A 23303-nucleotide genomic window follows, 5' to 3' on the forward strand; every position below is an offset into this window, starting at 1 on the left:
TGTTCCCCTTCTGATCATGGATGGCTACGCCAGGGGTCGAGCTTTCAGCTATCGTCACGCCGACGGCGGAACCATACAGCGCCTGCAAGCATCGCTATACCTGCAATCGCACCAATCCATATCTCGGGCGAGGCCAGTACCGCGTAAGAGTTGGAAAGGCTGAAGAGGTGGCCGATGGATTCCGGGTTGTTGCCCCATTGCCTTGCGGCGGTATCGCGCAGCCATCCGCCCGGGAACACGCTGAACAATACGCGCGCTGCGATTTCACGCCAATACCAGCCGCCTTTTAATCCGGCTGAGCCGAGCAGGTCGAACCAACTGATCATGACACCCAGTGCAACCGGTATTACCACGGCCCACAGGAAAGGCTTGCTCTTGGCCCAGGCCGAGCACAGCATGAGCCAGCCCACGGTTGGGAGGGCCCATAGCAGGTAGAGCGGAATACTGCCGATCAGAAAGCCGATGACTTGGAATGGATGCGCCAGCGTTAGCAGCGACCAGACACTGACACCATGGAAGGATAGTGCGAGGGCGAAGAGTATCAACATCGCGATACCGGTCAGCACGCCACATATCACTACCACGACGGGAGCGATAAGTACTGCCGCGATTGTTTTGGAAAGCACAGTGGCTGTATCGGAGATCGGCAACGATTTCCAGAACAGGATACTGCGATCGCGCCGGTCGTCGTAAAGGGTGCCAAGGCAATAGAAAAATACCACGAAGGCAAAGACTACGCTGATCAGGAAGCTGGATGAAAGCATGGCCAAATCCAGGCCGGCACTCACTTGTTCTATCTGATGTGGATCAAGTGAATGGATGGCTTCGGCCAGGTCACGATGATCCAGCTCGCCGAAGTTAAATCCATGGTGCAGACCCAGGACTTCACCGCTGACAATCCCCATGATATTGAGCACGAGAAACACAATGCCAGTGATGATTGGCGCCCAGATAAAACCGCCACGGTGTTCCCAGAATTCGCGTTTGATCAGCCAATAGAGGGTTTTCATGCGTAGGTTCCCTTCATGGTGGCGACGAACAGGTCGCTGACTGAGGGTCGGCGGATTTCACCAAGCGCCTGAAGCCGCGCGTGATCGACACCGTCGAACAAGAAGATGCTTTTGCCGAACACCTGGCGTTCGTCCAGCGGATTGAGCTGGCGCGCAGCTGTGGCCATGTCTGCATTAACCATGACTTCGGCGAATCGTTCGCCCATGGCTTCCATGTCGGTATCGAGCACGATCTTGCCGTCGCGGATAAACATCAGGTCGGTAAGGATGTGTTCGATCTCCTCGACCTGATGGGTCGTGACAATGATCGTCTTGTTTTCGTCGAAATAATCTTCGAGCAGGTTTTGGTAGAACTGCTTGCGGTAAAGGATATCTAGGCCGAGGGTAGGCTCATCCAGCACAAGTAGCTTGGCATCGATGGCCATGACCAGCGCGAGATGCAGTTGCACGATCATTCCCTTGGACATCTGCTTTACACGGAGTTCAGGGGTGAGTTTGGTTCGTGCAAGAAAAGCTTCGCATTTGGTGCGCTGGAAGCGGGGGTGAATGTGGGCAATAAAATCGATGGCCTCGCGTACGCGAATCCACCGCGGCAGCACAGCGACGTCGGCGATGAAACATACTTCTTCCATCAGTCGGTTGCGTTGAGTCCGTGGATCTAGGCCCAACACGTTGAGTTGTCCCTGGAAATCGGTCAGGCCAAGGATCGCTTTCAGTGCAGTTGTCTTGCCTGCGCCATTCGGACCGATCAGGCCAACAATGCGGCCCGGCTGGATTTGAAAACTGACGTCGTCCAGGGCAATCGCGTTTTTATAACGTTTGCTCAGGCCGTTAGCGGTAATGACCGCGGTCATGGCTGGTTCTCCGTGTTTTGCGGCGCTTCGCGCATCAGCGACTTGAGATCCAGCCCAAGGCGCTGCAAGCGCGCATAAAGTGCTGGCCATTCTTCGCGCAGAAAGCGCTCGCGTTCGGATTTGAGCAGCGCCTCGCGCGCTCCATCGGTAACGAACATGCCCAATCCCCTCCTTTTTTCCACAAGTTGGTCGTCGACCAGTTCCTGGTACGCCTTGGAAACCGTGAGCGGATTGATCTGAAAATCCGCGGCCACCTGGCGTACTGACGGCAGCGGGTCGCCCTCGTTCAAGGCGCCGTCCAGGATCATCGCCACAACGCGTTCGCGAAGCTGGCGGTAGATCGGGACGCTGTCGTTCCAGGTGATGGACATGGAGTTATTCCTTACCGATGCTGGCAAATTTGGTTGAGCCAAACGAATAGTAGGGCATGGCCAACTGTGCACCGAGCAGGCTTGCGTCGCTTTCGGTTTGGCGGGCGAGGGGCAAGTTGGCAATTGTCAGGCTGGCCGTGGTCAGCATGGCGGCAGCACGTTGATCTTCGGCCGTGGGGCGGACTTCTACAGGGGCCAGGTTGATGACCTTGGCACCGTTGATTTCGGCAGCAGGCACCCTGGGCGTATTCGGGCTCAGGGCAATCAGGCTGATCGACGTAAACAGAACCGCAGCGGTGATGGCGATCGGGTTCGGCGTTTTCATGACAGCTCTCCTGGTGATCTCGTGAACCGGTGTTGTAGTGAACTATAACACAATCTTAGAAGCCGTCAATAGCGAGTTGGGTATGACTAACGGCCTAGCGCGCTATCAGTGGCCACTGAGACACGTGTAAACGGGCTGAGGGTATCCAGCTGGCCGGCAAGAGCATGAGCCGCTGCAAATGAGAGCGGCAGCGGGCAATGTCAGCAATCGGCCCTGACAGGGATCACTTCTCCGATGCGCGGTCGCAGTCGGCTAACATGGTGAATTCCCAAGGGAGCAGAATTTATGTGGTACGCCATCATCGGCACAGATCATCCGGAATCGCTGGAGCGCAGATCGAGCGCACGCGCAGCGCATTTGGCGCGGCTTGAGAAGCTCCAGGAAGAAGCGCGCCTGTTGTTGGCTGGTCCATTTCCCGCTATCGATGCCGAGCAACCAGGGCAGGCCGGGTTTACTGGCAGCCTGATCGTTGCCGAGTTCGCCTCCTTGGCCGAAGCTGAGCAATGGGCGGGAGCCGATCCCTACATCGATGCCGGCGTCTATGCCAGCGTCTCCGTGAAACCCTTCCGCAAGGTGTTGCCAGCATGACGACAGCCATCGTCGAAGAGATTCACCGACGCTTGACGGCGGCGCTGGATCCGATCGAACTCGACGTAGTGGATGAAGGTGACAAGCACGTGGGCCATGCCAACGAGGGGAAGGGGCATTTCCACGTCCGTGTGGTCAGTGCGGCATTTGTGGGCCAAATGCCGATCAAACGGCACCGGCTAGTCTACGCTGCGCTTGGCGAATTAATGGACGACGGTATCCATGCGTTATCCATAGACGCAAAAGCACCCGATTGAATGTTGGTTGGCCTTGCTCTTGTCGCGGGCTCGTTCCAAACAGATTGCGGCGCTGTGCCTCGTTTGGCACAGTGACCTATCGCCCATGACACAGATGGGTCTCCCTCTTTCAAGCTGCTGAATCTGCATGCGCCTAACTACGATCAAACTCGCCGGATTCAAGTCGTTCGTCGACCCGACAACCTTGCACCTGCCTACCAATATGACGGGTGTGGTGGGGCCGAATGGTTGCGGCAAGTCCAATATCATCGACGCCATCCGTTGGGTCATGGGTGAAAGCGCGGCGAGCCGCTTGCGTGGTGATTCGCTCACCGACGTGATTTTCTCCGGTTCCAGCGCACGCAAGCCGGTCGGGCAGGCCACGGTTGAGCTGATCTTCGACAACTCGGACGGCACCATCCAGGGCGAATACGGGCAGTACGCCGAAATTTCGGTCAAACGCCAGGTTACGCGCGATGGGCAGTCTTCGTATTTTTTGAACGGTGCGCGTTGCCGCCGCCGCGATATCACGGATCTGTTCCTGGGCACCGGCCTGGGACCGCGCAGCTACTCGATCATCGAACAAGGCATGATCAGCCAAATCATCGAGGCGCATCCGGAAGAACTGCGCATGCATCTGGAGGAGGCGGCGGGGATCTCCAAGTACAAGGAGCGCCGCAAGGAAACCGAAAGTCGCATCAAGGCAACGCGAGAAAATCTCGATCGCGTGCGGGACGTGCGGGATGAAGTGGAGAAGCAGCTGGAGCATCTCAATCGCCAGGCGCGCGCCGCCGAACGATGGAAAGCCTACAAGGAAGAGCAAACTCGCAAGGAAGCTGAACTTCGTGCGTTGGAATACCGTGGCCTGAAGAGTCAGCACGATGGCCAGGGCCAGGGGCTTTCCACTGCGGAAATCGAAATCGAGAAGCGACTGGCTGAGCAACGTCAAATCGAATCACAGATCGAAAGCGCACGCGAACGACATACGGAAGCCAGTGAGCACCTAAACACTGTGCAAGCGGAGGTGTATAAGGTCGGCGCTGAAATCGCACGTGTCGAACAGCAGGTTCGCTACAACAAAGAGACCGCCGAGCGGCTGCAGCGCGCGCAATCGGATGCCGAGCGCGAACACAGCGAGCTTGCTGCTCATATCTCTACGGATCGCGAGCAGGTCGAGACCTTGCGCATGGCGCTCGCAGAGGGTGAGCCGAAGCTGGAAGCATTCCAGCAAATGCAGGATGAAACCGCCGAAGCACAGCGCGAAACCGAGAGCAAACTCGCCGATTGGCAGCAGCGCTGGGATACCTATACCCGCACCGCCGGCGAGGCTAGTCGTGCTGCTGAAGTGGAGCGGACCAAGCTGGCCTATCTCGATCGTCAGTCGATGGATCTTGCCAAGCGCAAGGAAGCGTTGGAGACCGAACAGAAAGCCACCGATGTTGCGGCACTCGATGCCGCAGCAGAGCAATTGCATCAGGAGCACGATACTCAGCGAGAGCGTGTCGAGTCACTAGGCGGCATGCTCGACCAGCACAAGCTGGCGTATGAAAAAGTACTCGACGAGGAACGACAGGTACAGAGCACACTCAACGACGCGCGCCAGCAATTACAAACGGCACGCGGCCGTCTTGCTTCACTCGAAGCGCTACAACATGCGGCGCTTGGACAGGAAGAAAGTGCTGCCAGTAGCTGGTTATCACAGTTTGGTTTGGATAAGAACCGTCGTCTTGGCGAGATGTTGCAGGTTGAGGCCGGTTGGGAGACAGCGGTTGAGACCGTGCTGTCGGGTTTTATCGACAGCGTCTTGGTCGATAGCGCGCACGATCTGGCAAAAGAGTTTTCCGCACTGAGTGACGCCGATCTCGCACTGCTTGATGCAACCGAAGGCGGCTCTGCAGCCGCGGGCACCCTTGCTGCTCATGTTCGCGGGCCAGCTTCCGCCATGGCCATCCTCGGCCATGTACTTACGGCAGAGGACATCCATGAAGCGCATCACCGTCTAACAGGTCTTTCTGCGCTAGCCCCGTATCAATCAGTGATTACGCGCAGTGGTGAATGGCTCGGTCCCGGTTGGGCGCGCGTGCGTAGTAGTCAGGGAAATCAGCTGGGGGTGCTTGCACGAGAGCGCGAAATTCGCACGTTGACCGAGAAAATTGAGACGCTGGAAGGGCAAATCGAGGAGGCAGGCATCCGGCTCGACGATCTGCGTACCAGCAAGTTTGAGGCGGAACGTGCTCGTGACGATGCCCAGCGCGAGCTTTACAATGCGCATCGGCGTCAGTCGGAACTCGCCGGCCAGCTGCAGAGTCATCGCGGCAAAGTGGAGACAGCGCGCGCGCGGGCTGAAAAAGTCGCCGGCGAACTGTCAGCGCTGATCGAGCAGATGGACGAACTACAGACACAGACGCGCGATGCACGTGCGCGACTGGATGAGTCTGTCAACAACATGGGTGATCTGGAGGATCAGCGCCGCGAACTGGAAAACGAACGGCGCGCCTTGCTGGAGGCGCGTGAAGAGGCACGCATGAATGCACGTGAGGCAGCCGACCAGGCACATGCACTGGCGCTCAGCATGGAGTCCAAACGTTCCTCTCTGACTTCCTTGGAGCAAGCGCTGGCGCGCATGGATGGCCAGATGCGCCAGATTGAAGCGCGCCGTACTGAAATCACCGAACAGTTGGAAGCCGGCTCGGATCCGATCGCTGAATTGGAAGCGGAGCGCCAGACTTATCTCGACCAGCGCCTGTTGGTGGATCGCCAATTGGTGGAAGCACGTCGGGCGCTCGAGGAGTGTGATATTGCGTTGCGCAAACTTGAGCAGCAGCGACACAACCTGGAGCAGGAGTTGTCGGGCTTGCGTGAAAGCTTGTCGGAGAAGCGTCTGGCGGCACAGGCACTGCAGATGCGAGCTGACCAGCTTGCGGAGGCGATTGCAGGCTCCGGTCTGGATCTGGAAACGTTGTTGTCGGAATTACCGGAAGACGTCGATGCTACGCAATGGCGTCAACAGTTGGCTGATCTTGGGCAGAAGATAGCGCGCCTGGAGCCCGTCAACTTGGCGGCGATTCAGGAGCATGCAGAGCAGAGCGAGCGCAAGACCTACTTGGATAACCAGCTCGCTGATTTGACCAGTGCCATGGAAACGCTTGAGAACGCGATCAAGAAGATCGATCGCGAGACACGCCAGCGCTTCAAGGAAACCTTCGATCGTGTCAATGCTGGCGTCCAGGAATTGTTCCCGCGTTTGTTTGGCGGCGGTCACGCTTATCTGGAGCTGACCGGAGACGATCTGCTCAGCACCGGTGTATCGATCATGGCGCGGCCACCGGGCAAGCGCGTTTCCAACATCACCCTGCTCTCGGGTGGAGAAAAGGCGCTTACGGCAGTGTCGCTGGTTTTCGCGATTTTTGCGTTGAATCCTGCGCCGTTCTGCCTCCTGGATGAGGTTGACGCGCCACTTGACGAGGCAAATGTGGGTCGCTTCTCAAACATGGTGCGAGAGATGAGCGAAAAGGTGCAGTTCATTTTCGTCAGCCATAACAAGGCGACGATGGAGGCGGCCAGCCAGCTCTGTGGCGTTACCATGCGTGAGCCGGGTGTTTCGCGCCTCGTGCAGGTGGACCTTGCCGAAGCGACCAAGCTGGCCGGCGCTGCCTGAGGACTGAACGATATGTTGCCTGCATCCGAATTGGCTCTTGTATGGAACCCGTGGGTCGGCGTCCCGATGCTGATCGTAGGGGTGATCGTCTTGGTGCTTGTCTGGTTGTTCGGAGAGCCGAAAAAAGAGCAGGGCAAGCGGCGCGTTGCCCCTGAGCCGAATATGGAAAGACGCGAACCCACCTTGGGTGACCCCGTTGATGAGGGAGATGGCTTTGACGATGAGGCAAGGGATCATCATCGGATCGATCCCTTGTTTGGAGAGCCGGCACCGCAACAAGGCGAACTGGACGTCAATTTGCGCGCTGAGCTGGAAAAGTTGGGGGCCACCCTTGCCGACCAGCGTCAAGCAGGCATGCACATGCCTAAGCCTACCGGCCATGCTGCCTCTATCGTGGAGGTGCTGCGCTCGCCTTCCCAGCCCGAGGTAGTTAAGGCGGCACCTATTGACCACGAGCCAGTCCCGGTTTCCTCCGCACCGGCGCCTTCTCCGGTGCACGAGGCTGCCCAGCCATCAACCTCCCCAACCCCTGCCCCTCGCATTCCCCCTCGTTCCGATTTGGGTAAACGCCCGCCGCAGGTGCCGGTAGAGCGCATCGTGAGCCTGTTTGTCGTGGCTCGCGATGGAGATCATTTCAATGGGGCCGACTTAATTGTGGCGGCTGAAAAAGCCGGCCTGGAATACGGCGACATGGGTATTTACCACCGCCTTGTGGACGGTCGGCGTGAATTGGGCCCGATCTTCAGTGTTGCCAACATGCTCAAGCCGGGCAGCTTTGATCTGACGAGGCTCGATGCGCTGCATACGTCGGGATTGAGCTTTTTCATGGCACTCCCGGGTCCAGTGGCGGCCCTGGATGCCTGGGATGCCATGCTGCCTACCGCACAACGCATGGCTGAGTTGCTCGATGGTCAGGTGCTGGACGAAGAACGCAACGCATTAGGACGCCAGCGTATCGCGCATATTCGTGATGAATTGCGAGGCTGGGATCGCGAGCACGACGGTGGCGAGATCCGCTTCGGTCGCTGAGTTCTCCGTCAAAAAAAGGCGTCCCAATGGGACGCCCTGTAAGTGGGGAAGGGGAGCTGTCTGCTTTCAGGCAGCCTTGGTGGCTAGGGAGCTGATGGTGTTCCGGGCCGAAGCAATGGCTTTTACTTTATGGTCAGCGCTGAGGTTGAGACCCTCGGCGCGGACGAACTGCACATCCGTAATACCGATGAACCCTAGTGCCGTACGCAAGTAACCTTCCTGGAAATCCATGCTGGCAGCCGGTCCGGAGCTGTAGACGCCACCACGGCTGGAGGCGACGATCACGCGCTTGCTGCCCGCCAGGCCCTCGGGGCCTTTCTCTGTGTAGCGGAACGTCTGGCCGGCGACCAGGACACGATCAATCCAGGCTTTGAGCTGGCTCGGTATGGAGAAGTTATACATGGGGGCGCCTATAACGATCACGTCGGCGGCGAGGAATTCCTCCATCACTTCCTGGCCGAGCTTTGCCGCATCGCTTTCGGCGTCGACGACGGGAGCCCAGTGAGGCAGGGCGTTTGCCGATAGGTCACGGTAGGCGATATTCACGGACGAATGCTCTTTGGCCAACTGGGCAACGATGGCCGCGGTTAGTTCGCGCGAGACGGAGTGCTGGCCCAGTGGGCTTGCGTCAAGGTGCAAAACTTTCATGGTGTTATCTCAATGCCAGTCGGGCGGGCCGACGTTGGCATTAAAGATAAATTCCGAACGAACCGGCGATAAGATAGATTGTTCAGAACTTATCGTTCTCAACGGGAAACGACGATGACCCTTTTACCGGGTGCCATGCAGGATCTCAACGATCTGTATTTCTTCGCGGCCGTGGTCGAGCATGGGGGGTTCTCCGCGGCTGGGCGTGCGCTCGGTGTGCCCAAATCCCGCTTGAGCAAGCGAATTGCTCAATTGGAAGACCGGCTCGGTGTAAGGCTTTTGCAGCGTACGACACGGCGCTTTGTCGTTACCGAAGTGGGTGAGCGGTTTTACAGCCACTGTCGAGCCGTGCTCGAAGAGGCGCGGGCAGCGCAGGAGGCGGTGGAGGAGCTACGCGCAGAGCCGCGAGGCGTGGTGCGTCTGAGCTGCCCGATATCCCTGGCTCAGACGGTGCTTGCACATATCCTTCCAGAGTTCATGGTGATGTACCCCAAGCTCCAGGTGAGGGTATTGTCGAATAATCGGCGTGTCGATCTCATCGGTGAAGGGTATGACCTTGCCATCCGCGTACGGACCAAGTTCGACACGGACGCCAACATGATCGTAAGGAGCTTTGGTCAATCGCGCGTGCTGCCCGTTGCCAGTCCATCCTTGCTCAAGACGCATGGTCGGCCCATGCATCCCAATGACTTGGTGCGTCTGCCGGCACTATCGGTGCAAGAACATGAAGGTGCTCAAATCTGGGAATTAATCGGCACTCACGGCGAACATGTCAGTGTGGAAGTGCAGGCCCGCTTGATTACCGGAGATTTCGCCATGCTGTTGGAGGCGGCACGCCGTGGGATCGGTGTCACCTTGCTACCGGAGTTTGTCTGCGCGCCGGCTATCACCAGCGGCGACCTCGAGGTACTGCTGCCAGAATGGAGCGTACCGGAAGGAGTCATGCACTTCGTGTATCCGAGCCGTCGTGGCATGTTGCCGGGCGTGCGTGCCTTGGTGGATTTCCTCGCCGAGCGGCTGCCGGAGGCCACGCGGGTGAGTCACGAAAGGTGCATGGAGCGTCCGCTCAATGCGTTGGAAAAGCCCGAGTAGTCTGGCAGCGAGCCATGTTAGTCTTTGCGTTTAGCCATCCATACTGCCGCTCATGACCATCGAGACAAAGCTTCCGAAAGTTGGAACAACCATTTTTAGTGTGATGAGTCACCTGGCCGTGCAGCACAAAGCGGTCAATCTTGGCCAAGGCTTTCCGGACTTCGAGCCTCCGCAAGCCTTGCGCGAGGCGCTTAGTCGTGCAATGGAAAATGGGCTGAATCAGTATGCCCCCGGTATCGGAATCCTCTCGCTGCGCGAGCAAATTGCGCTCAAGACCGAACGGCTCTATGGACGTAAAGTCAGTCCGGATAGTGATATCACCATCACTTCCGGTGCAACGGAAGCGTTGTTTGCTGCTATTGCGGCAATCGTCCGGGCCGGAGACGAGGTAATCGTGTTCGATCCGGCGTATGACTCTTATGAGCCCGCCATTGAGTTGCAAGGGGCTCGTGCAATCCATATTCCGTTGGCTTTGCCCAGTTTTGCGATCGATTGGCAGCGGGTGCAAGAAGCGGTAACACCGAAGACGCGGATGATCATTATCAATAGTCCGCATAATCCTTCGGGAGCCGTGCTTTCGCCGCGAGATCTGGATACGTTGGCAGATTTGTTGCGTGATACGCCGGTTATCGTTCTTTCCGACGAAGTCTATGAGCACATCGTGTATGACGGTGCTGCGCATCAAAGCGTGCTGCGTCATGCGGAATTGGCGGAGCGTAGTATCGTCGTCTCCAGCTTTGGCAAGACCTATCATTGCACCGGCTGGAAGGTTGGTTACGCGGTGGCTCCGCCTCATCTTTCCGCCGAATTCCGGAAGGTGCATCAGTACCTCACCTTCTGCACTTTTCATCCGGCACAGGTTGCGTTTGCGGAATTTTTGGCAAGTACGCCCGAACACTACCTTGGGCTACCGGCTTTCTACCAAGTCAAGCGTGATCATTTTCGGCATTTGCTTGCGTCGTCCCGCTTTAATTTGCTTGATGTACCGGGCGGTTATTTTCAGTTGGTCGATTACGCGGCTGTCCGTGATGTAGACGATCTCGACTTTTGCGAATGGCTTGTCAAAGAAGGTGGCGTAGCTGCCATTCCGTTGACACCGTTTTACGAGAAGGCTCCGGGTGCGCGTCTCGCGCGTCTGTGTTTTGCCAAAAGTGACGCTACGATGGAGGCTGCGGCAGCGCGTCTATGCAAGCTCTAAATGTTTCTCTCGTGCAAGGTGCTACGCGTTGGCATGATGCGCCTGCCAATCGTGAATACTATGGTGCATTGGTTCGGTGTCTAGCAGGTCAAAGCGATTTGATCGTATTGCCGGAAACCTTTCTTTCGGGGTTTAGCAACGATACGCGAGTCAGTGCTGAGGGCATGGATGGCGAAGGCGTGGCTTGGATGCGCGGACTGGCTGGCGAAGTCAATGCCGTGGTCACGGGTAGTCTCGCCATTCGCGAAGGCGACAAGGTCTATAACCGATTGATTTGGGCACGCCCGGACGGTAGCTACGCGCAGTACGACAAGCGTCATTTATTTCGCATGGCTGGCGAACATACGCGTTACGGTGGTGGTGCGGACCGCCTTATTGTTGAGTTAAAAGGTTGGCGCATCTTGCCGCAAGTTTGCTATGACCTTCGTTTTCCGGTCTGGCTTCGTAATCGACGTGTGGAATCTGCGACGGGTGGCATGGACTATGACTTGACACTGTTCGTTGCCAATTGGCCTGCGCCACGCAGACAGCCTTGGCGCACTTTGCTACGGGCGCGTGCTATTGAGAACCTTGCTTACGTCATTGGTGTAAACCGGGTTGGAATAGATGGCAACGATCTCCCCTATGCGGGTGACAGTGCGGTGATCGATCCAATAGGCGAGCCTTTGGTGGAGCTTGGCGCGCAGGAGCAGGTGGTTACGGCATCGCTGGATCCTGCTCCGTTGTTGGCGCATCGTGAGCGGTTTCCTGCATGGATGGATGCGGATGATTTCACGCTTCATACGGAGTGAGTGAAGCGGCACGCTGGATCGTCATGCGAGTGAGCCAATCCCAACAGTGGTCGGATGTTTCAAAAAAACTTCACAAAGAGTATTGACGGCTGCGACGACTACCTGAATAATTCCGCTTCTTGCTTCGGCGCCTATCGGTTTCGGCAGGCATGAGGCAGAAAGGTTTAGCCACGCGCCCGTAGCTCAGTTGGATAGAGTACCAGGCTACGAACTTGGTGGTCGGGAGTTCGAATCTCTCCGGGCGCGCCAAATTAGCAAGCATGACGTTTTGAGATGTCGCGCGTGCATACAGGTAATCCACCGCTTGTAAAACCGGATAGTAAGATTAAAGTCCGGTGTGTTCGATACGGATTGACTGGCCAGAGTGTCACCCGTAGCATTTCAAGGCTTCGGTAGTGCGAAAGCTGACCGGGTTTCGAAAAAAACGGGGTATAGCTCAGCCTGGTAGAGCGCCAGCTTTGGGAGCTGGATGTCGTGGGTTCGAATCCCTCTGCCCCGACCAGCAGGTGTTCTGCTTTTAGTCAAGCGCCTGTAGCTCAACCGGATAGAGCATCGGCCTTCTAAGCCGACGGTTGCAGGTTCGATTCCTGTCGGGCGCGCCAGTTCGTGGTTACGGTGGGCGTAGCTCAGTTGGTTAGAGTACCGGATTGTGATTCCGGTTGTCGTGGGTTCGAGTCCCATCGTCCACCCCAATTCAATGTAGTTCTGGGCCGTTAGCTCAGCTGGTAGAGCAGTTGACTCTTAATCAATTGGTCGTAGGTTCGAATCCTACACGGCCCACCAGCTAAAACAGGCACTTAGACTTGATCTAAGTGCCTTTTTCTTTGTGCTTGTCGTTGCCGCCGGACAGTGCTGGATAGGGCAATACGGTGCTTGTGTTGGCTGGTTAGGGACCCCTAAAATGGCGGGCTTGGCATAAGGTAGTCATTGATTCAGGGTCGCAACCCGACGGCTGTTCGACGATTCGGCGTAACCGCTGTAAAGTCGTTACAAATCTGTCGCTTGCAATCCGGCGAACGACGCGAAAGTGGCGGAACTGGTAGACGCACTGGATTTAGGTTCCAGCGGGTAACCCCCGTAAGGGTTCGAGTCCCTTCTTTCGCACCATTCGGACCTTGGGCTTGATTAGCGGGCGGCTGGGGCCGCCGCGGTGCCGTTACGGGCCATTACAGGTAATTCCAGGAGACGTCATGCAGTTTTCGGTTGAAAACGTCGGCAAGCTTGAGCGCAAGCTCACGGTTAGATTTCCGGCAGAGCGCTTTGAGACGCAAGTAAGTGCTCGCATTGCTGAGATGAGCCGTACGGTGCGCCTGAAGGGCTTTCGTCCGGGCAAGGTTCCCGCCAACGTAATTCAGCAGCGCTTCGGTGCACAGGTGCGCGGCGAAGTGCTCTCCGATCTGATCGGCAGCACGTTGCGCGAAGCTTTCGAGAAGGAAAACCTTCGCCCAGTCGCCAATCCATCCATCGATACCACTGGTCAACCGGAAAACGGTGAAATCGCCTACACCGCTACGTTCGAGGTTATGCCGGAATTTCCGGATGTCGATGTTTCCACCCTGGAAATCGAACGTCCTTTGGCAGAGGTTTCCGACACTGATGTCGACAAGATGATCGAAACTTTGCGTCAACAGCGTCGAAGCTTTGACGAAGTTGAGCGTGCGTCCGCTGAGGGCGATTTTGTGATGTTCGAATACGCCGCCGTCGTTGGCGACTATCGCTTCCCGGCCGAGGGATTGGAGCGTGCCGGCAGCGTGATCGGTTCTGGCGCTCTGTTCAGGGCACTCGACAGTGCATTGACGGGGCGGAAGGCGGGTGAGGAGTATCAGACTGAGATCGAATTCCCCTCCGATTTCCGTAATGATCAGCTTGCCGGCAAGACGGCAAGCGTGAGCTTCAACATTGTGAAGGTGCAGGAACCTCGGTTGCCCGAGGTCAATGCCGAATTCATCGAGCTCTTCGGTATCAACAACGGTGACCTTGAGCATTTCCGTAAGGAAGTACGTGCCAATCTCGAGCGCGAACTCAAGGCTGCATTAATGGGACGTTTGAAGTCACAGGTCGCTGAAAAGCTGGCTCAGGCCCATAGCGGTTTGGACGTGCCTAACCTGATGGTGCAGGCGGAGGCGCGCAATCTGGCTTCGGGCAGCGTGCCGCGCGGTCAGCAACCGCCCCAACAGCTTATTGATGCAGCTGTACCCGCAGCCCGTATGCGTGTCATTGCGGGCTTGCTGATGGGTGAAATCGCCCGCAAACAGGAGCTGAAGCTGGATCGCACCCGCTTGGCCGAACAGCTCGCTGCGATTGCATCGACGTATGAGGAGCCTGAGAAGGTTATTGAACTTTACAACGGCGATCCCCAGTTGATGTCCGGGTTGCAAAACCGCGTCATGGAAGATCAGGTGGCGGAGTGGGTGGCTGAGCACGCCAAAGTCACACCCCAAAATCTGAGTTTTGATGAAGTGATGCGCCCGGTCGGAGCCTGAAGCGATTGGATCAGGCTCCCGAGCGGCAGGCGAGAGTTTTTCTCGGCTGCCGAGCCGGGTCAGGTTTGGCTCGACGTCAGCGACTAGGGCACTTAAAGTGACTCATCGAAGGCGCTGCCCTACTTGCAGTTCGACCTGATCGTACGAATCGTTGTTCAGTCCCACACCCTCGGAGAGTCACACGTATGGCCATGGACCCGATCCAGAACCTTAACCTGGTGCCGATCGTTGTCGAGCAGACCGCTCGCGGCGAGCGTTCGTATGACATTTATTCGCGCCTGCTGAAGGAACGAGTGATCTTTCTGGTGGGTGAGGTCAATGATCAGGTGGCCAACCTGCTGGTAGCGCAGATGCTGTTCTTGGAGTCGGAGAATCCGGACAAGGACATCCATCTCTATATCAACAGCCCCGGCGGTGCCGTAACAGCGGGTTTGGCCATCTATGACACCATGCAGTTCATCAAGCCTGACGTGAGCACCATGTGCGTGGGTCAGGCGTGCAGTGCTGCATCGCTGCTGCTCATGGCCGGAGCCAAGGGTAAGCGTTATTCGCTTCCCAATTCACGCGTGATGATCCACCAGCCCTCCGGCGGAGCCAGGGGACAAGCGACGGATATTGAGATCCAAGCCCAGGAAATCCTGTACTTGCGCCGGCGTCTTAACGATATTTACGTCCAACATACTGGCCAATCCCTGGAAAAGATCGAGCGTGATATGGAGCGTGACCGTTTCATGAGCGCGGAGCAGGCCAAGGAATATGGCTTGATCGACGAGGTTCTCGACCGTCGTGCTGTTGAAACGGTCAAGTCGGCCTGATTTGAGCCGATTCCCATGTATAAACGGGGTCCCGCGTCCGGGTGCGGACTCGGGGCCCTGTGCTATTCTCGACCCGTACCGGGATTTTTCAGCAGGATCAAACGAATGAGCGACGAGCGGCAGGGCCGTTCCAACGACAGCGGCAAGATTCTTTACTGCTCCTTCTGCGGTAAGAGCCAGCACGAAGTACGCAAGCTGATCGCGGGTCCGTCCGTGTTCATCTGCGATGAGTGCGTAGAGCTATGCAATGACATCATCCGTGAGGAGTTGGAAGAGAAGGCTGCCTCCGGGCGCAGTCAGCTACCAAAACCCAAAGAGATCATGGAGACCCTCGATCAGTACGTGGTCGGGCAGACGCGCGCCAAGAAAGCGTTGGCGGTCGCCGTCTACAATCATTACAAGCGGATGGAATCGCGTCAGCGTAGCGACGATGTCGAGCTGGGCAAGTCCAACATCCTGCTGATCGGTCCTACCGGCTCAGGTAAAACACTGCTGGCCGAAACGTTAGCGCGTCTCCTCAACGTGCCGTTTACCATCGCCGATGCCACGACGCTGACCGAGGCCGGCTACGTGGGCGAGGACGTCGAAAATATTATCCAGAAGCTGTTGCAGAAGTGCGACTACGACGTTGAAAAGGCGCAGTCGGGTATCGTCTACATCGACGAAATCGACAAAATTTCGCGTAAGAGTGAAAACCCGTCGATTACGCGTGACGTTTCCGGTGAGGGCGTTCAGCAGGCACTGTTGAAATTGATCGAAGGCACGTTAGCTTCGGTACCGCCACAAGGTGGTCGTAAGCATCCTCAGCAGGAATTTCTGCAGGTCGATACCAAAAACATCCTGTTTATTTGCGGTGGTGCTTTCGCAGGTTTGGAAAAAGTCATCCAGCAGCGCTCGGAGACGACGGGTATTGGCTTCTCAGCCGAGGTGCGTTCGAAGGAGCGAACAGAGAATCTGGGTAAGGTGCTGGCGGAGGTGGAGCCCGCGGATCTGGTTCGGTTTGGTTTGATTCCCGAATTCGTCGGTCGCTTGCCTGTAGTGGCAACGCTGGACGAATTGGATGAAGCGGCGCTGGTCAAGATCCTCACCGAGCCGCGCAACGCTGTCACCAAACAATTCCGGAAGTTGTTCGAGATGGAAGGCGTAGAGTTGGAGTTTCGTCCGGAAGCGTTGCAAGCGATTGCACGCAAAGCGCTTAAACGGAAAACGGGTGCGCGTGGCTTGCGAACCATTCTCGAACAAGTGTTGTTGGATACGATGTACGAGCTCCCCTCGCTGGAACATGTCAGCAAGGTTGTCGTGGATGACGCGGTGATTGAGGGGCAAGCCGAGCCGTATCTCATCTACCGCGGAAATTTGCAGCAACAACAGCAGCGGATTGGCAGCGAAAGCGGCGACGCTGCTGCCTGAAACCTAAATAGGTTCACATCTACGGCCCCGGTGTTCAGTACCCCGGGGCCGTGTTTTTTTCGTTATGGCGCCAGCACTTGAGTGTGCGGCGTGCCGCCTCCACTTGACGAGTCAGTGGCCTGGGCGCAGTGTCAGGGCCGAACGCTTCATTTTTCGCGAGGAATTTCCTGCGATGGCAAAAAATGCCACTTCTCTACCTGCTACGGCGGGTGCTGCTTTGGATCCGTTGCCAGTACTTCCGCTGCGCGACGTCGTCGTGTATCCACACATGGTGATTCCGCTGTTTGTTGGGCGGGATAAATCCATGCGCGCTCTTGAGCGCGCCATGGAAGGCGAGAGACAGATCCTTCTGGTTGCACAGAAAAGCCCGGATATCGACGATCCGGCAATCAAGGATCTTCACGAAGTTGGTACGCTCGCTGGCGTGCTGCAGTTGCTGAAGTTGCCTGACGGCACTGTGAAGGTGTTGGTTGAAGGGCAAGCACGCGTGTCCATCGAGGAATATCACGATGATGGCGGCATGCTTACGGCGCGGTCTCGCGTCATAGAACCCGTCTACAGCGTCAAAGAACGTGAGTTGGATGTTGTCTCGCGGACCCTTGTCTCACTGTTTGAGCAGCTAGTGAAACAGAGTCGCAAGCTCCCCCCGGAAGTGCTCGCGACATTATCAGGCATTGAGGATCCTTCACGCTTGGCGGATTCCATCGCAGCCCATCTCTCGGTGCGCATGTCCGATAAGCAGAAGGTGCTCGAGACTGCGGACGTCGGCCAGCGCCTCGAATTGCTTATTGGCCTGGTCGATGGGGAAATCGATCTCCAGCAAGTGGAAAAGCGGATTCGCGGTCGCGTCAAGTCTCAGATGGAAAAGAGTCAGCGCGAGTACTACCTCAATGAGCAGATGAAGGCGATCCAGAAGGAACTGGGCGAAGGCGAAGAGGGTCCGAACGAAATCGAGGAGCTGCAGAAAAAGATCGAAGAATCCGGTATGCCGAAGCCCGTTCTTGCCAAGGCCAGGCAGGAGCTTGGGAAGCTGAGGCAGATGTCGCCGATGTCGGCCGAGGCGACTGTCGTTCGCAATTACCTCGACTGGCTGATCGGCGTGCCTTGGAAAAAGCGCAGTAAGGTCCGCAAGGACCTCGCTCTCGCGCAACAGGTGCTCGATGCAGATCACTTTGGCCTGGAAAAAGTGAAGGAGCGAATTCTCGAATATCTGGCTGTGCAGCAACGGGTCAGCACCATGAAGGGGCCGATTTTGTGCCTGGTGGGTCCGCCCGGCGTCGGCAAGACCTCTTTGGGGCAATCGATTGCGAAGGCAACTAATCGCAAATTCGTTCGCATGAGTTTGGGAGGAGTAAGGGACGAAGCAGAAATTCGCGGTCACCGCCGCACCTACATCGGTTCGATGCCCGGTCGTATCGTACAAAACATGAACAAGGTCGGCTCCAAGAATCCGCTCTTTGTACTCGACGAAATCGACAAGATGTCGATGGATTTTCGTGGGGACCCTTCGTCGGCATTGTTGGAAGTGCTTGATCCCGAGCAAAACCACACGTTCAACGATCACTATCTGGAGGTCGATCTTGATCTTTCGGAAGTGATGTGGATTGCGACAGCAAATTCATTGAATATTCCGGGCCCTCTGCTCGATCGCATGGAAGTCATTCGCATTCCTGGCTATACCGAGGATGAAAAGCTTGCTATCGCGCAGCGGTATCTGCTGCCGAAGCAGATCAAGGCGAATGGTTTGAAGCCCGATGAAGTTGTAGTAGATGAAGAAGCGTTGCGTGACATCGTGCGTTACTACACGCGTGAATCAGGCGTACGTAATCTTGAGCGCGAAATTTCCAAAATCTGCCGCAAGGTGGTGAAGCAGTTGACGCTTGGTGATGTCAAGAAAAGCGTATCGTCCGCCAAAACAACGGAGTCGAAGAAGAAATCAAAGGCTGCAGTTCTCGGCAAGGTAAGTGTCAACTCTGAAAACCTTGATCAGTATTTGGGCGTGCGTCGTTTCGATTTCGGTCGGAAAGAGCAACAGAACGAAGTCGGTCTGGTCACGGGACTGGCGTGGACGCAAGTCGGTGGTGATCTACTCAGCATTGAGGCGTCGATCGTGCCCGGCAAGGGACGTCAGGTGCATACCGGCCAGCTCGGTGATGTCATGAAGGAGTCGATCCAGGCGGCCTTGTCGGTAGTTCGCGCACGTGCCAGTCGGTTGGGTATCGAGCCTGATTTCCATGAAAAATACGACTTGCACATCCATGTACCCGAAGGTGCTACACCGAAGGATGGACCGAGTGCAGGTATTGCCATGTGTACGGCACTGGTCTCAGCGCTGACCAAAGTCCCGGTTCGTTCCGAAGTGGCCATGACAGGCGAGATCACCCTGCGGGGTCGTGTACTTCCTATTGGGGGCTTGAAAGAAAAATTGCTTGCTGCCCATCGCGGTGGTATTACCACTGTCATCATTCCGGACGAGAACCGCAAAGACCTAGCGGATATCCCGGAAAATATCACCAGCTCGCTGGATATTCATCCGGTGCGCTGGATAGATGAAGTACTTGATATCGCGCTGGAGCGCCCTCTGCAGCCATTGCCGGCTAAGGAAGGGGCTGAGAATGCTGCTGCGACGACAAGCGAGACAACGACGTCCTCGCATGACGATGGTGCTGAAGCTCCTGCACGCACGCATTGATTGATCAGTGATACTTGCGGATAACGGGCGACACTTGAAATGTGTCGCCCGTTTCGGTTGTGCAATATTGTTGCAAACCGTGTTCGTGATGGATTTCACCTCAGTGGCTGTACGCTGCTGAATCCGCGCAATGCGTTGCTAGTACTCGTATTGCGGACCCCCTGGGGCGCTGGTATAAAGGCTCACCGCTATCCTGAAGCTTCAGCAGAATGCACAGCGATGCGGGATGGCGCGTCAGCGCCCTTCCTGAATCGATGATCTTTCCCCTCGTTGCCCGTCCCAATCTCGTTCGCGGGCCGAATACCTGTTTAAGGGAGTAACTCAATGAATAAAACCGATCTGATCAATGCCGTCGCGGAACAAGCCGAACTGACCAAGGCTGACGCAGGCCGTGCGCTCGAAGCGTTCTTCGAGACCGTACAGAAGGCGCTGAAGAATGGCGACGATGTTTCGGTCGTCGGCTTCGGTACCTTCACCGTACGCAGCCGCGCTGCCCGCACCGGTCGTAATCCCCGTACGAACGAGGAGATCAAGATCGCCGCCTCCAAGGTCCCTGCGTTCAAGGCTGGCAAGTCGTTGAAGGACGCCTTAAACTAAGCGGCCCAATGGGGTGCGGGTGCTTAGCTCAGCGGTAGAGCGTCGCCCTTACAAGGCGAGGGTCGTAGGTTCGATCCCTACAGCACCCACCAGAACGTGGAGCGGTAGTTCAGTCGGTTAGAATGCTGGCCTGTCACGCCGGAGGTCGCGGGTTCGAGTCCCGTCCGCTCCGCCACGGTATGCAAGGGCGCCCCCGTGGCGCCTTTGTTGTTTAGGTCATGCGCGGAAACGCGCCAACATCATCGCGGGAAGAAGATTCCATGCTGCAATCACTGCGCGACAAAATGCACGGATGGCCGGCCATTCTTGTCCTGGGCATCGCTGTGTTTGCCATGTCTTTCTTTGGCATTGAAGGCTATTTCAGCTCTCAAGCCGAAACCTTCGTGGCGAAGGTCGGCAAGCGTGAAGTGAGCCAGCAGCAGTACCAAGATGCCATGAATCGCATTCGTCAGCAGCAGCGAGCGCAGCTGGGCGATCAGTTCGATCCGACGGTCTTTGATAAGCCCGAATTCAAGCAGCAGGTGCTTGATGGATTGATCGATCAGCAACTTCTGTTGCAGGCTAACGCAGATCTCGGCATGCGCGTGTCCGACCAAGCACTGCGTGACACCATCGCCGCCAATCCGGCGTTCCAGGTTGACGGCGAGTTCGATGCGAACATGTATCGTGCTCAACTGGCCGCCGCCGGCATGACTCCCGACATGTATCAGGGCAGCGTACGCACGTCTTTGCAAAGCAGTCTGCTACCGGATGCAATCAGCGGCAGCACCATCATTACCCATGTCGACGTCGACCACTATCTGGACATCAAGCTGCAGCGCAGAGACATCCGTTATTTTGTCTTGCCGCGGCCTGCTCCAACCGATAGCCAGGTAACGGACGCGCAGGTACAGGATTACTACAAAGCGCATCAAGCGGATTTTATGAATCCGGAACAGGTGTCGCTGAAATACATCGAAGTGAATGGGTCTGATCTCAAGTCGGAAACGCAGCCGACAGATGAAGAACTCAAAAAGCGTTATCAAGCTGAGCTCTCCCATTTCGGTCTGCCTGAAGAACGTGAGGTGTCGCATATCCTGATCAATGTGCCGAAGAATGCGACACCGGCCCAACAAAAGGCAGCGCTGGATAAAGCTAACAAGATCGCGGCCGAGGCGACGCCGAGTAATTTTGCCAAGCTGGCACAACAGTATTCGGACGATCTCGGCTCGAAATTGCAGGGTGGTGACCTTGGCTGGCTGCAGAAAGGTGTGACGAATCCTGCGTTCGACGCAGCGATGTTCTCGTTGCAAAAGGGCCAGATTTCCAAGCCTGTGTTATCTGATGAGGGTTATCACATCATCTACCTGCGCGATATTCGCAGCGGGCAGACCAAACCCTTCGAACAAGTGCGTGACCAGCTTCTGCTAGAAGCCATGGCAGGCGATCGTGATCGTGCCTACAACGAATCCGCAGGCAAGATGACCGATCTGACGTCGCAGAACCCTGGCTCGCTTGAACCCGCCGCGCAGGCATTGCAGCTTCAGATCAAGCAAACGCCGTTGTTCAGTCGAGAGGGTGGTCAAGGCATTGCTGCCAACCCCAAAGTCATTGCCGCAGCTTTTTCGAGTGATGTGCTTGCATCGGGCAATAATTCCAATTTGATCGAGCTTGGCAAAGACGATGCAGTCGTTATTCGTGTAAGCAAACATGTCCCGGCGTCGTCACGCCCGATTGCGGAAGTGCATGACGCCATTGTTCAGAAAATTCTTGATCAACGAATTGCTGATGCGGCCCGCCAAAAGGCTGATTTACTGGTACAGCGCCTTGCCAAGGGCGAGGATATGGCAACGATTGCCAAGGCCGAACATGCGGATTTGCAGACGGCCAACCAAGTGCAACGTGTGCAGCAAGGGGTACCGCAACCCATCCTGACCCAGGCTTTTGTGACGCCGCATCCGGTGGATAGTAAGCCCGAGTACGCTGACGTTTCGCTTGACCATGGCATGTATGCGGTGCTCGCCGTCGACAAGGTGGAGGGGGGCGATCTTTCCAAGATGACGGCTGACGATCGCCTGCAGCTTTATCGCCAGATGATGCAGGCCTACGGTAGCGTGGAAACTCAGGGCTTTGTGGACATGCTGAAGGCCCATACGAAGATTGAAATTGCCAAGGACCGCATGTAAGTCCTGGCGATGCCAATGTTTCTCGCATTGCATCAAGGGCGGCTCGGCGAGTCGCCCTTTTTTATCAAATGGCTCGCCTTCGTCTCAAAGATTGTGGTGCCCAGCAATCCTATGGGCAATTTCACTATTAATACCTGACTCTGGTGCGGGCATAGAAAATGCATCCGCATGATCTAGTGTGGTGAGTCAAGCTTCAATACCTGCCCTGGTTTCAGCGTCTTGCCACGCAGATGGTTGAGACGCTCCAGCGTGTGGACGCTTACCGAGTAGTGTCGTGCAATTTGCCACAAGCTTTCGCCGGGACGCACCACATGCGCCCTGACATGCTTTGAAGTGGGCTCAGATGAATCGGTGCTAGTGGCGTAGACCAGTGGAACCGGTGGGTCATTGGAGATCGAGGCACTTGCCGTCATGTCCTGTGCGTTGGCGATCTCCACTGCATTGCGGAGTTGCTCAGCGTTGCGATGAGGCATAAGCAGTGTGCCAGGCGCGTTATCCCCCAGATAATCGCCTTTAAGGGCGGGATTGAGATGACGCAAAGCTTCCATATCCATGCCAGCGCGATCGGCGGCGTTGGACAGCGAGGTCCCATGCTGTACCTCAACTGTTTCTAGATGCTGATCAGCGGGAAGCGTCGGCAGTTCGACATTGAAGCGTGAAGGGTTACGCACTACGCAAGAAATGGCCAATAGCTTCGTCAGATGTTCGCGTGTCACACGCGGCACCGGCAGTCTTGGAATCACCGGCTCATCGGGTGGTAATCCGTGCTGTTGAACGAGTCGTTGAACGCCATATTCGCCGTGGTTGAATGCATAATCGACAAGACGCCAATCGTGTAGCTGATTGTAATAATCCTTCAGCATGCGCATGACACCATCGGTCGAAGCAGAGGTGTCCAGGCGAGCATCATAGTTTCGACTCACATGGAGACCGATGACGCGAGCCGTACTTTGCACGAGTTGCCACATACCGGCTGGTAGATTTCGATGTCCGGGTACGGGCCGATACTCGCTTTCTACCCAAGGCAATAGAACGAATTCACCCGCTACGTCGTATTTTTGGGCGATTTGCTGCACATAGACGAGTTGAGATAGCGCGCCATCCATTTGTGCTTCAAAACGCTTGGGATTTTGCGTATAGCGGTGTGCCCAGGCCATGATTTGTGGATCCGCATCGCAGTCGGCCATGGCGAAACTGCTACGCAGCTTATCCCATACCGTTGCCATGTCGGGGAGTGGCGCTGAAGGCGTGGTGATCTCTGCGGGTGTCGGCGGTGCAGCAACTGGCGGCGGGGTCGAGGGCGAAACGGAGGGTGCATGCGTTGACCTGATCGCAGATGGC

Annotated in this window: 19 protein-coding genes and 8 tRNA genes; 21 read left to right on the plus strand and 6 right to left on the minus strand. The window is 56.5% G+C overall.

The annotated features are described in order from the left end of the window. Nucleotides 1-44: 44 nt before the first annotated feature. From AC4HNJ_RS02565 to AC4HNJ_RS02580, 4 genes are read right to left on the minus strand one after another with little or no spacing between them, the layout of a single operon-like run. Nucleotides 45-1010, minus strand: a complete 966-nt coding sequence (locus AC4HNJ_RS02565) for an ABC-2 transporter permease (RefSeq protein ID WP_490477946.1) — start codon at nt 1008-1010, stop codon at nt 45-47. Continuing rightward, nucleotides 1007-1864, minus strand: coding sequence for an ABC transporter ATP-binding protein (locus tag AC4HNJ_RS02570; protein ID WP_490477947.1), 858 nt, complete (start codon nt 1862-1864; stop codon nt 1007-1009). The genes AC4HNJ_RS02565 and AC4HNJ_RS02570 overlap by 4 nt, the downstream gene beginning before the upstream one ends. Then, entirely contained in the window at nt 1861-2235 is a 375-nt protein-coding gene (locus tag AC4HNJ_RS02575) for a GntR family transcriptional regulator (protein WP_490477948.1), read from the minus strand. Before AC4HNJ_RS02575 ends, AC4HNJ_RS02570 begins: the two co-directional genes overlap by 4 nt. Nucleotides 2236-2239: 4 nt before the next feature. Then, nucleotides 2240-2560: a hypothetical protein gene (locus AC4HNJ_RS02580; RefSeq protein WP_490477949.1), complete on the minus strand. Its 321-nt coding sequence runs from the start codon at nt 2558-2560 to the stop codon at nt 2240-2242. Nucleotides 2561-2845: 285 nt separating this feature from the next. Between AC4HNJ_RS02580 and AC4HNJ_RS02585 the strand changes: the two genes are divergently transcribed. From AC4HNJ_RS02585 to zipA, 4 genes are all read left to right on the plus strand, one after another. Further along, the gene (locus AC4HNJ_RS02585; protein ID WP_490477950.1) at nt 2846-3148 is read left to right on the plus strand and encodes a YciI family protein; all 303 of its coding nucleotides are present in this window, start codon (nt 2846-2848) and stop codon (nt 3146-3148) included. Next, nucleotides 3145-3405: a BolA family protein gene (locus tag AC4HNJ_RS02590; protein ID WP_490477951.1), complete on the plus strand. Its 261-nt coding sequence runs from the start codon at nt 3145-3147 to the stop codon at nt 3403-3405. Before AC4HNJ_RS02585 ends, AC4HNJ_RS02590 begins: the two co-directional genes overlap by 4 nt. A gap of 127 nt (nt 3406-3532) precedes the next feature. Next, the gene (gene smc, locus AC4HNJ_RS02595; RefSeq protein ID WP_490477952.1) at nt 3533-7042 is read left to right on the plus strand and encodes a chromosome segregation protein SMC; all 3510 of its coding nucleotides are present in this window, start codon (nt 3533-3535) and stop codon (nt 7040-7042) included. A gap of 12 nt (nt 7043-7054) precedes the next feature. Beyond that, entirely contained in the window at nt 7055-8071 is a 1017-nt protein-coding gene (gene zipA / locus AC4HNJ_RS02600) for a cell division protein ZipA (protein ID WP_490477953.1), read from the plus strand. A gap of 66 nt (nt 8072-8137) precedes the next feature. Here zipA and AC4HNJ_RS02605 read toward each other — a convergent pair whose 3' ends face one another. Beyond that, nucleotides 8138-8719: an FMN-dependent NADH-azoreductase gene (locus tag AC4HNJ_RS02605; protein WP_490477954.1), complete on the minus strand. Its 582-nt coding sequence runs from the start codon at nt 8717-8719 to the stop codon at nt 8138-8140. 114 nt (nt 8720-8833) lie between these two features. Here AC4HNJ_RS02605 and AC4HNJ_RS02610 point away from each other — a divergent pair, with 114 nt between their 5' ends. The 17 genes from AC4HNJ_RS02610 to AC4HNJ_RS02690 all read left to right on the plus strand — a co-directional run bounded on the left by AC4HNJ_RS02610 (nt 8834) and on the right by AC4HNJ_RS02690 (nt 21962). Beyond that, nucleotides 8834-9811, plus strand: coding sequence for a LysR substrate-binding domain-containing protein (locus tag AC4HNJ_RS02610; RefSeq protein WP_490477955.1), 978 nt, complete (start codon nt 8834-8836; stop codon nt 9809-9811). A 52-nt stretch (nt 9812-9863) separates the two neighbouring features. Beyond that, nucleotides 9864-11009, plus strand: a complete 1146-nt coding sequence (locus AC4HNJ_RS02615; RefSeq protein ID WP_490477956.1) for a pyridoxal phosphate-dependent aminotransferase — start codon at nt 9864-9866, stop codon at nt 11007-11009. After that, nucleotides 10997-11800 (plus strand): amidohydrolase, encoded by an 804-nt coding sequence (locus AC4HNJ_RS02620; protein WP_490477957.1) that lies wholly within the window; start codon nt 10997-10999, stop codon nt 11798-11800. The genes AC4HNJ_RS02615 and AC4HNJ_RS02620 overlap by 13 nt, the downstream gene beginning before the upstream one ends. A gap of 172 nt (nt 11801-11972) precedes the next feature. Next, nucleotides 11973-12049 (plus strand) — tRNA-Arg (locus AC4HNJ_RS02625). A 176-nt stretch (nt 12050-12225) separates the two neighbouring features. Then, nucleotides 12226-12302 (plus strand) — tRNA-Pro (locus tag AC4HNJ_RS02630). 23 nt (nt 12303-12325) lie between these two features. After that, nucleotides 12326-12402: transfer RNA gene (locus AC4HNJ_RS02635), tRNA-Arg, on the plus strand. A 13-nt stretch (nt 12403-12415) separates the two neighbouring features. Further along, nucleotides 12416-12492: transfer RNA gene (locus tag AC4HNJ_RS02640), tRNA-His, on the plus strand. A gap of 15 nt (nt 12493-12507) precedes the next feature. Beyond that, a tRNA-Lys gene (locus AC4HNJ_RS02645) sits at nt 12508-12583 on the plus strand. Nucleotides 12584-12821: 238 nt separating this feature from the next. Next, nucleotides 12822-12907 (plus strand) — tRNA-Leu (locus AC4HNJ_RS02650). Nucleotides 12908-12990: 83 nt separating this feature from the next. Then, nucleotides 12991-14283, plus strand: a complete 1293-nt coding sequence (gene tig / locus AC4HNJ_RS02655; protein ID WP_490477958.1) for a trigger factor — start codon at nt 12991-12993, stop codon at nt 14281-14283. Nucleotides 14284-14468: 185 nt separating this feature from the next. Further along, on the plus strand, nt 14469-15098 hold the full coding sequence (clpP, locus tag AC4HNJ_RS02660) for an ATP-dependent Clp endopeptidase proteolytic subunit ClpP (RefSeq protein WP_490477959.1): 630 nt from the start codon (nt 14469-14471) through the stop codon (nt 15096-15098). Nucleotides 15099-15203: 105 nt separating this feature from the next. After that, entirely contained in the window at nt 15204-16508 is a 1305-nt protein-coding gene (gene clpX / locus AC4HNJ_RS02665) for an ATP-dependent Clp protease ATP-binding subunit ClpX (RefSeq protein WP_490477960.1), read from the plus strand. Between the two features lie 172 nt (nt 16509-16680). Then, complete coding sequence (gene lon, locus AC4HNJ_RS02670; RefSeq protein WP_490477961.1) at nt 16681-19200, plus strand: endopeptidase La; 2520 nt, start codon at nt 16681-16683, stop codon at nt 19198-19200. A gap of 324 nt (nt 19201-19524) precedes the next feature. Next, nucleotides 19525-19797, plus strand: coding sequence for an HU family DNA-binding protein (locus AC4HNJ_RS02675; protein ID WP_490477962.1), 273 nt, complete (start codon nt 19525-19527; stop codon nt 19795-19797). Nucleotides 19798-19814: 17 nt separating this feature from the next. Next, a tRNA-Val gene (locus AC4HNJ_RS02680) sits at nt 19815-19889 on the plus strand. A 6-nt stretch (nt 19890-19895) separates the two neighbouring features. Further along, nucleotides 19896-19972, plus strand: a tRNA-Asp gene (locus tag AC4HNJ_RS02685). An 85-nt stretch (nt 19973-20057) separates the two neighbouring features. Continuing rightward, entirely contained in the window at nt 20058-21962 is a 1905-nt protein-coding gene (locus AC4HNJ_RS02690) for a SurA N-terminal domain-containing protein (protein ID WP_490477963.1), read from the plus strand. A gap of 173 nt (nt 21963-22135) precedes the next feature. Here AC4HNJ_RS02690 and AC4HNJ_RS02695 read toward each other — a convergent pair whose 3' ends face one another. After that, the gene (locus AC4HNJ_RS02695; protein ID WP_490477964.1) at nt 22136-23188 is read right to left on the minus strand and encodes a LysM peptidoglycan-binding domain-containing protein; all 1053 of its coding nucleotides are present in this window, start codon (nt 23186-23188) and stop codon (nt 22136-22138) included. Nucleotides 23189-23303: the final 115 nt, after the last annotated feature.

The organism is Dyella sp. SYSU CM1112 (assembly GCF_058216415.1).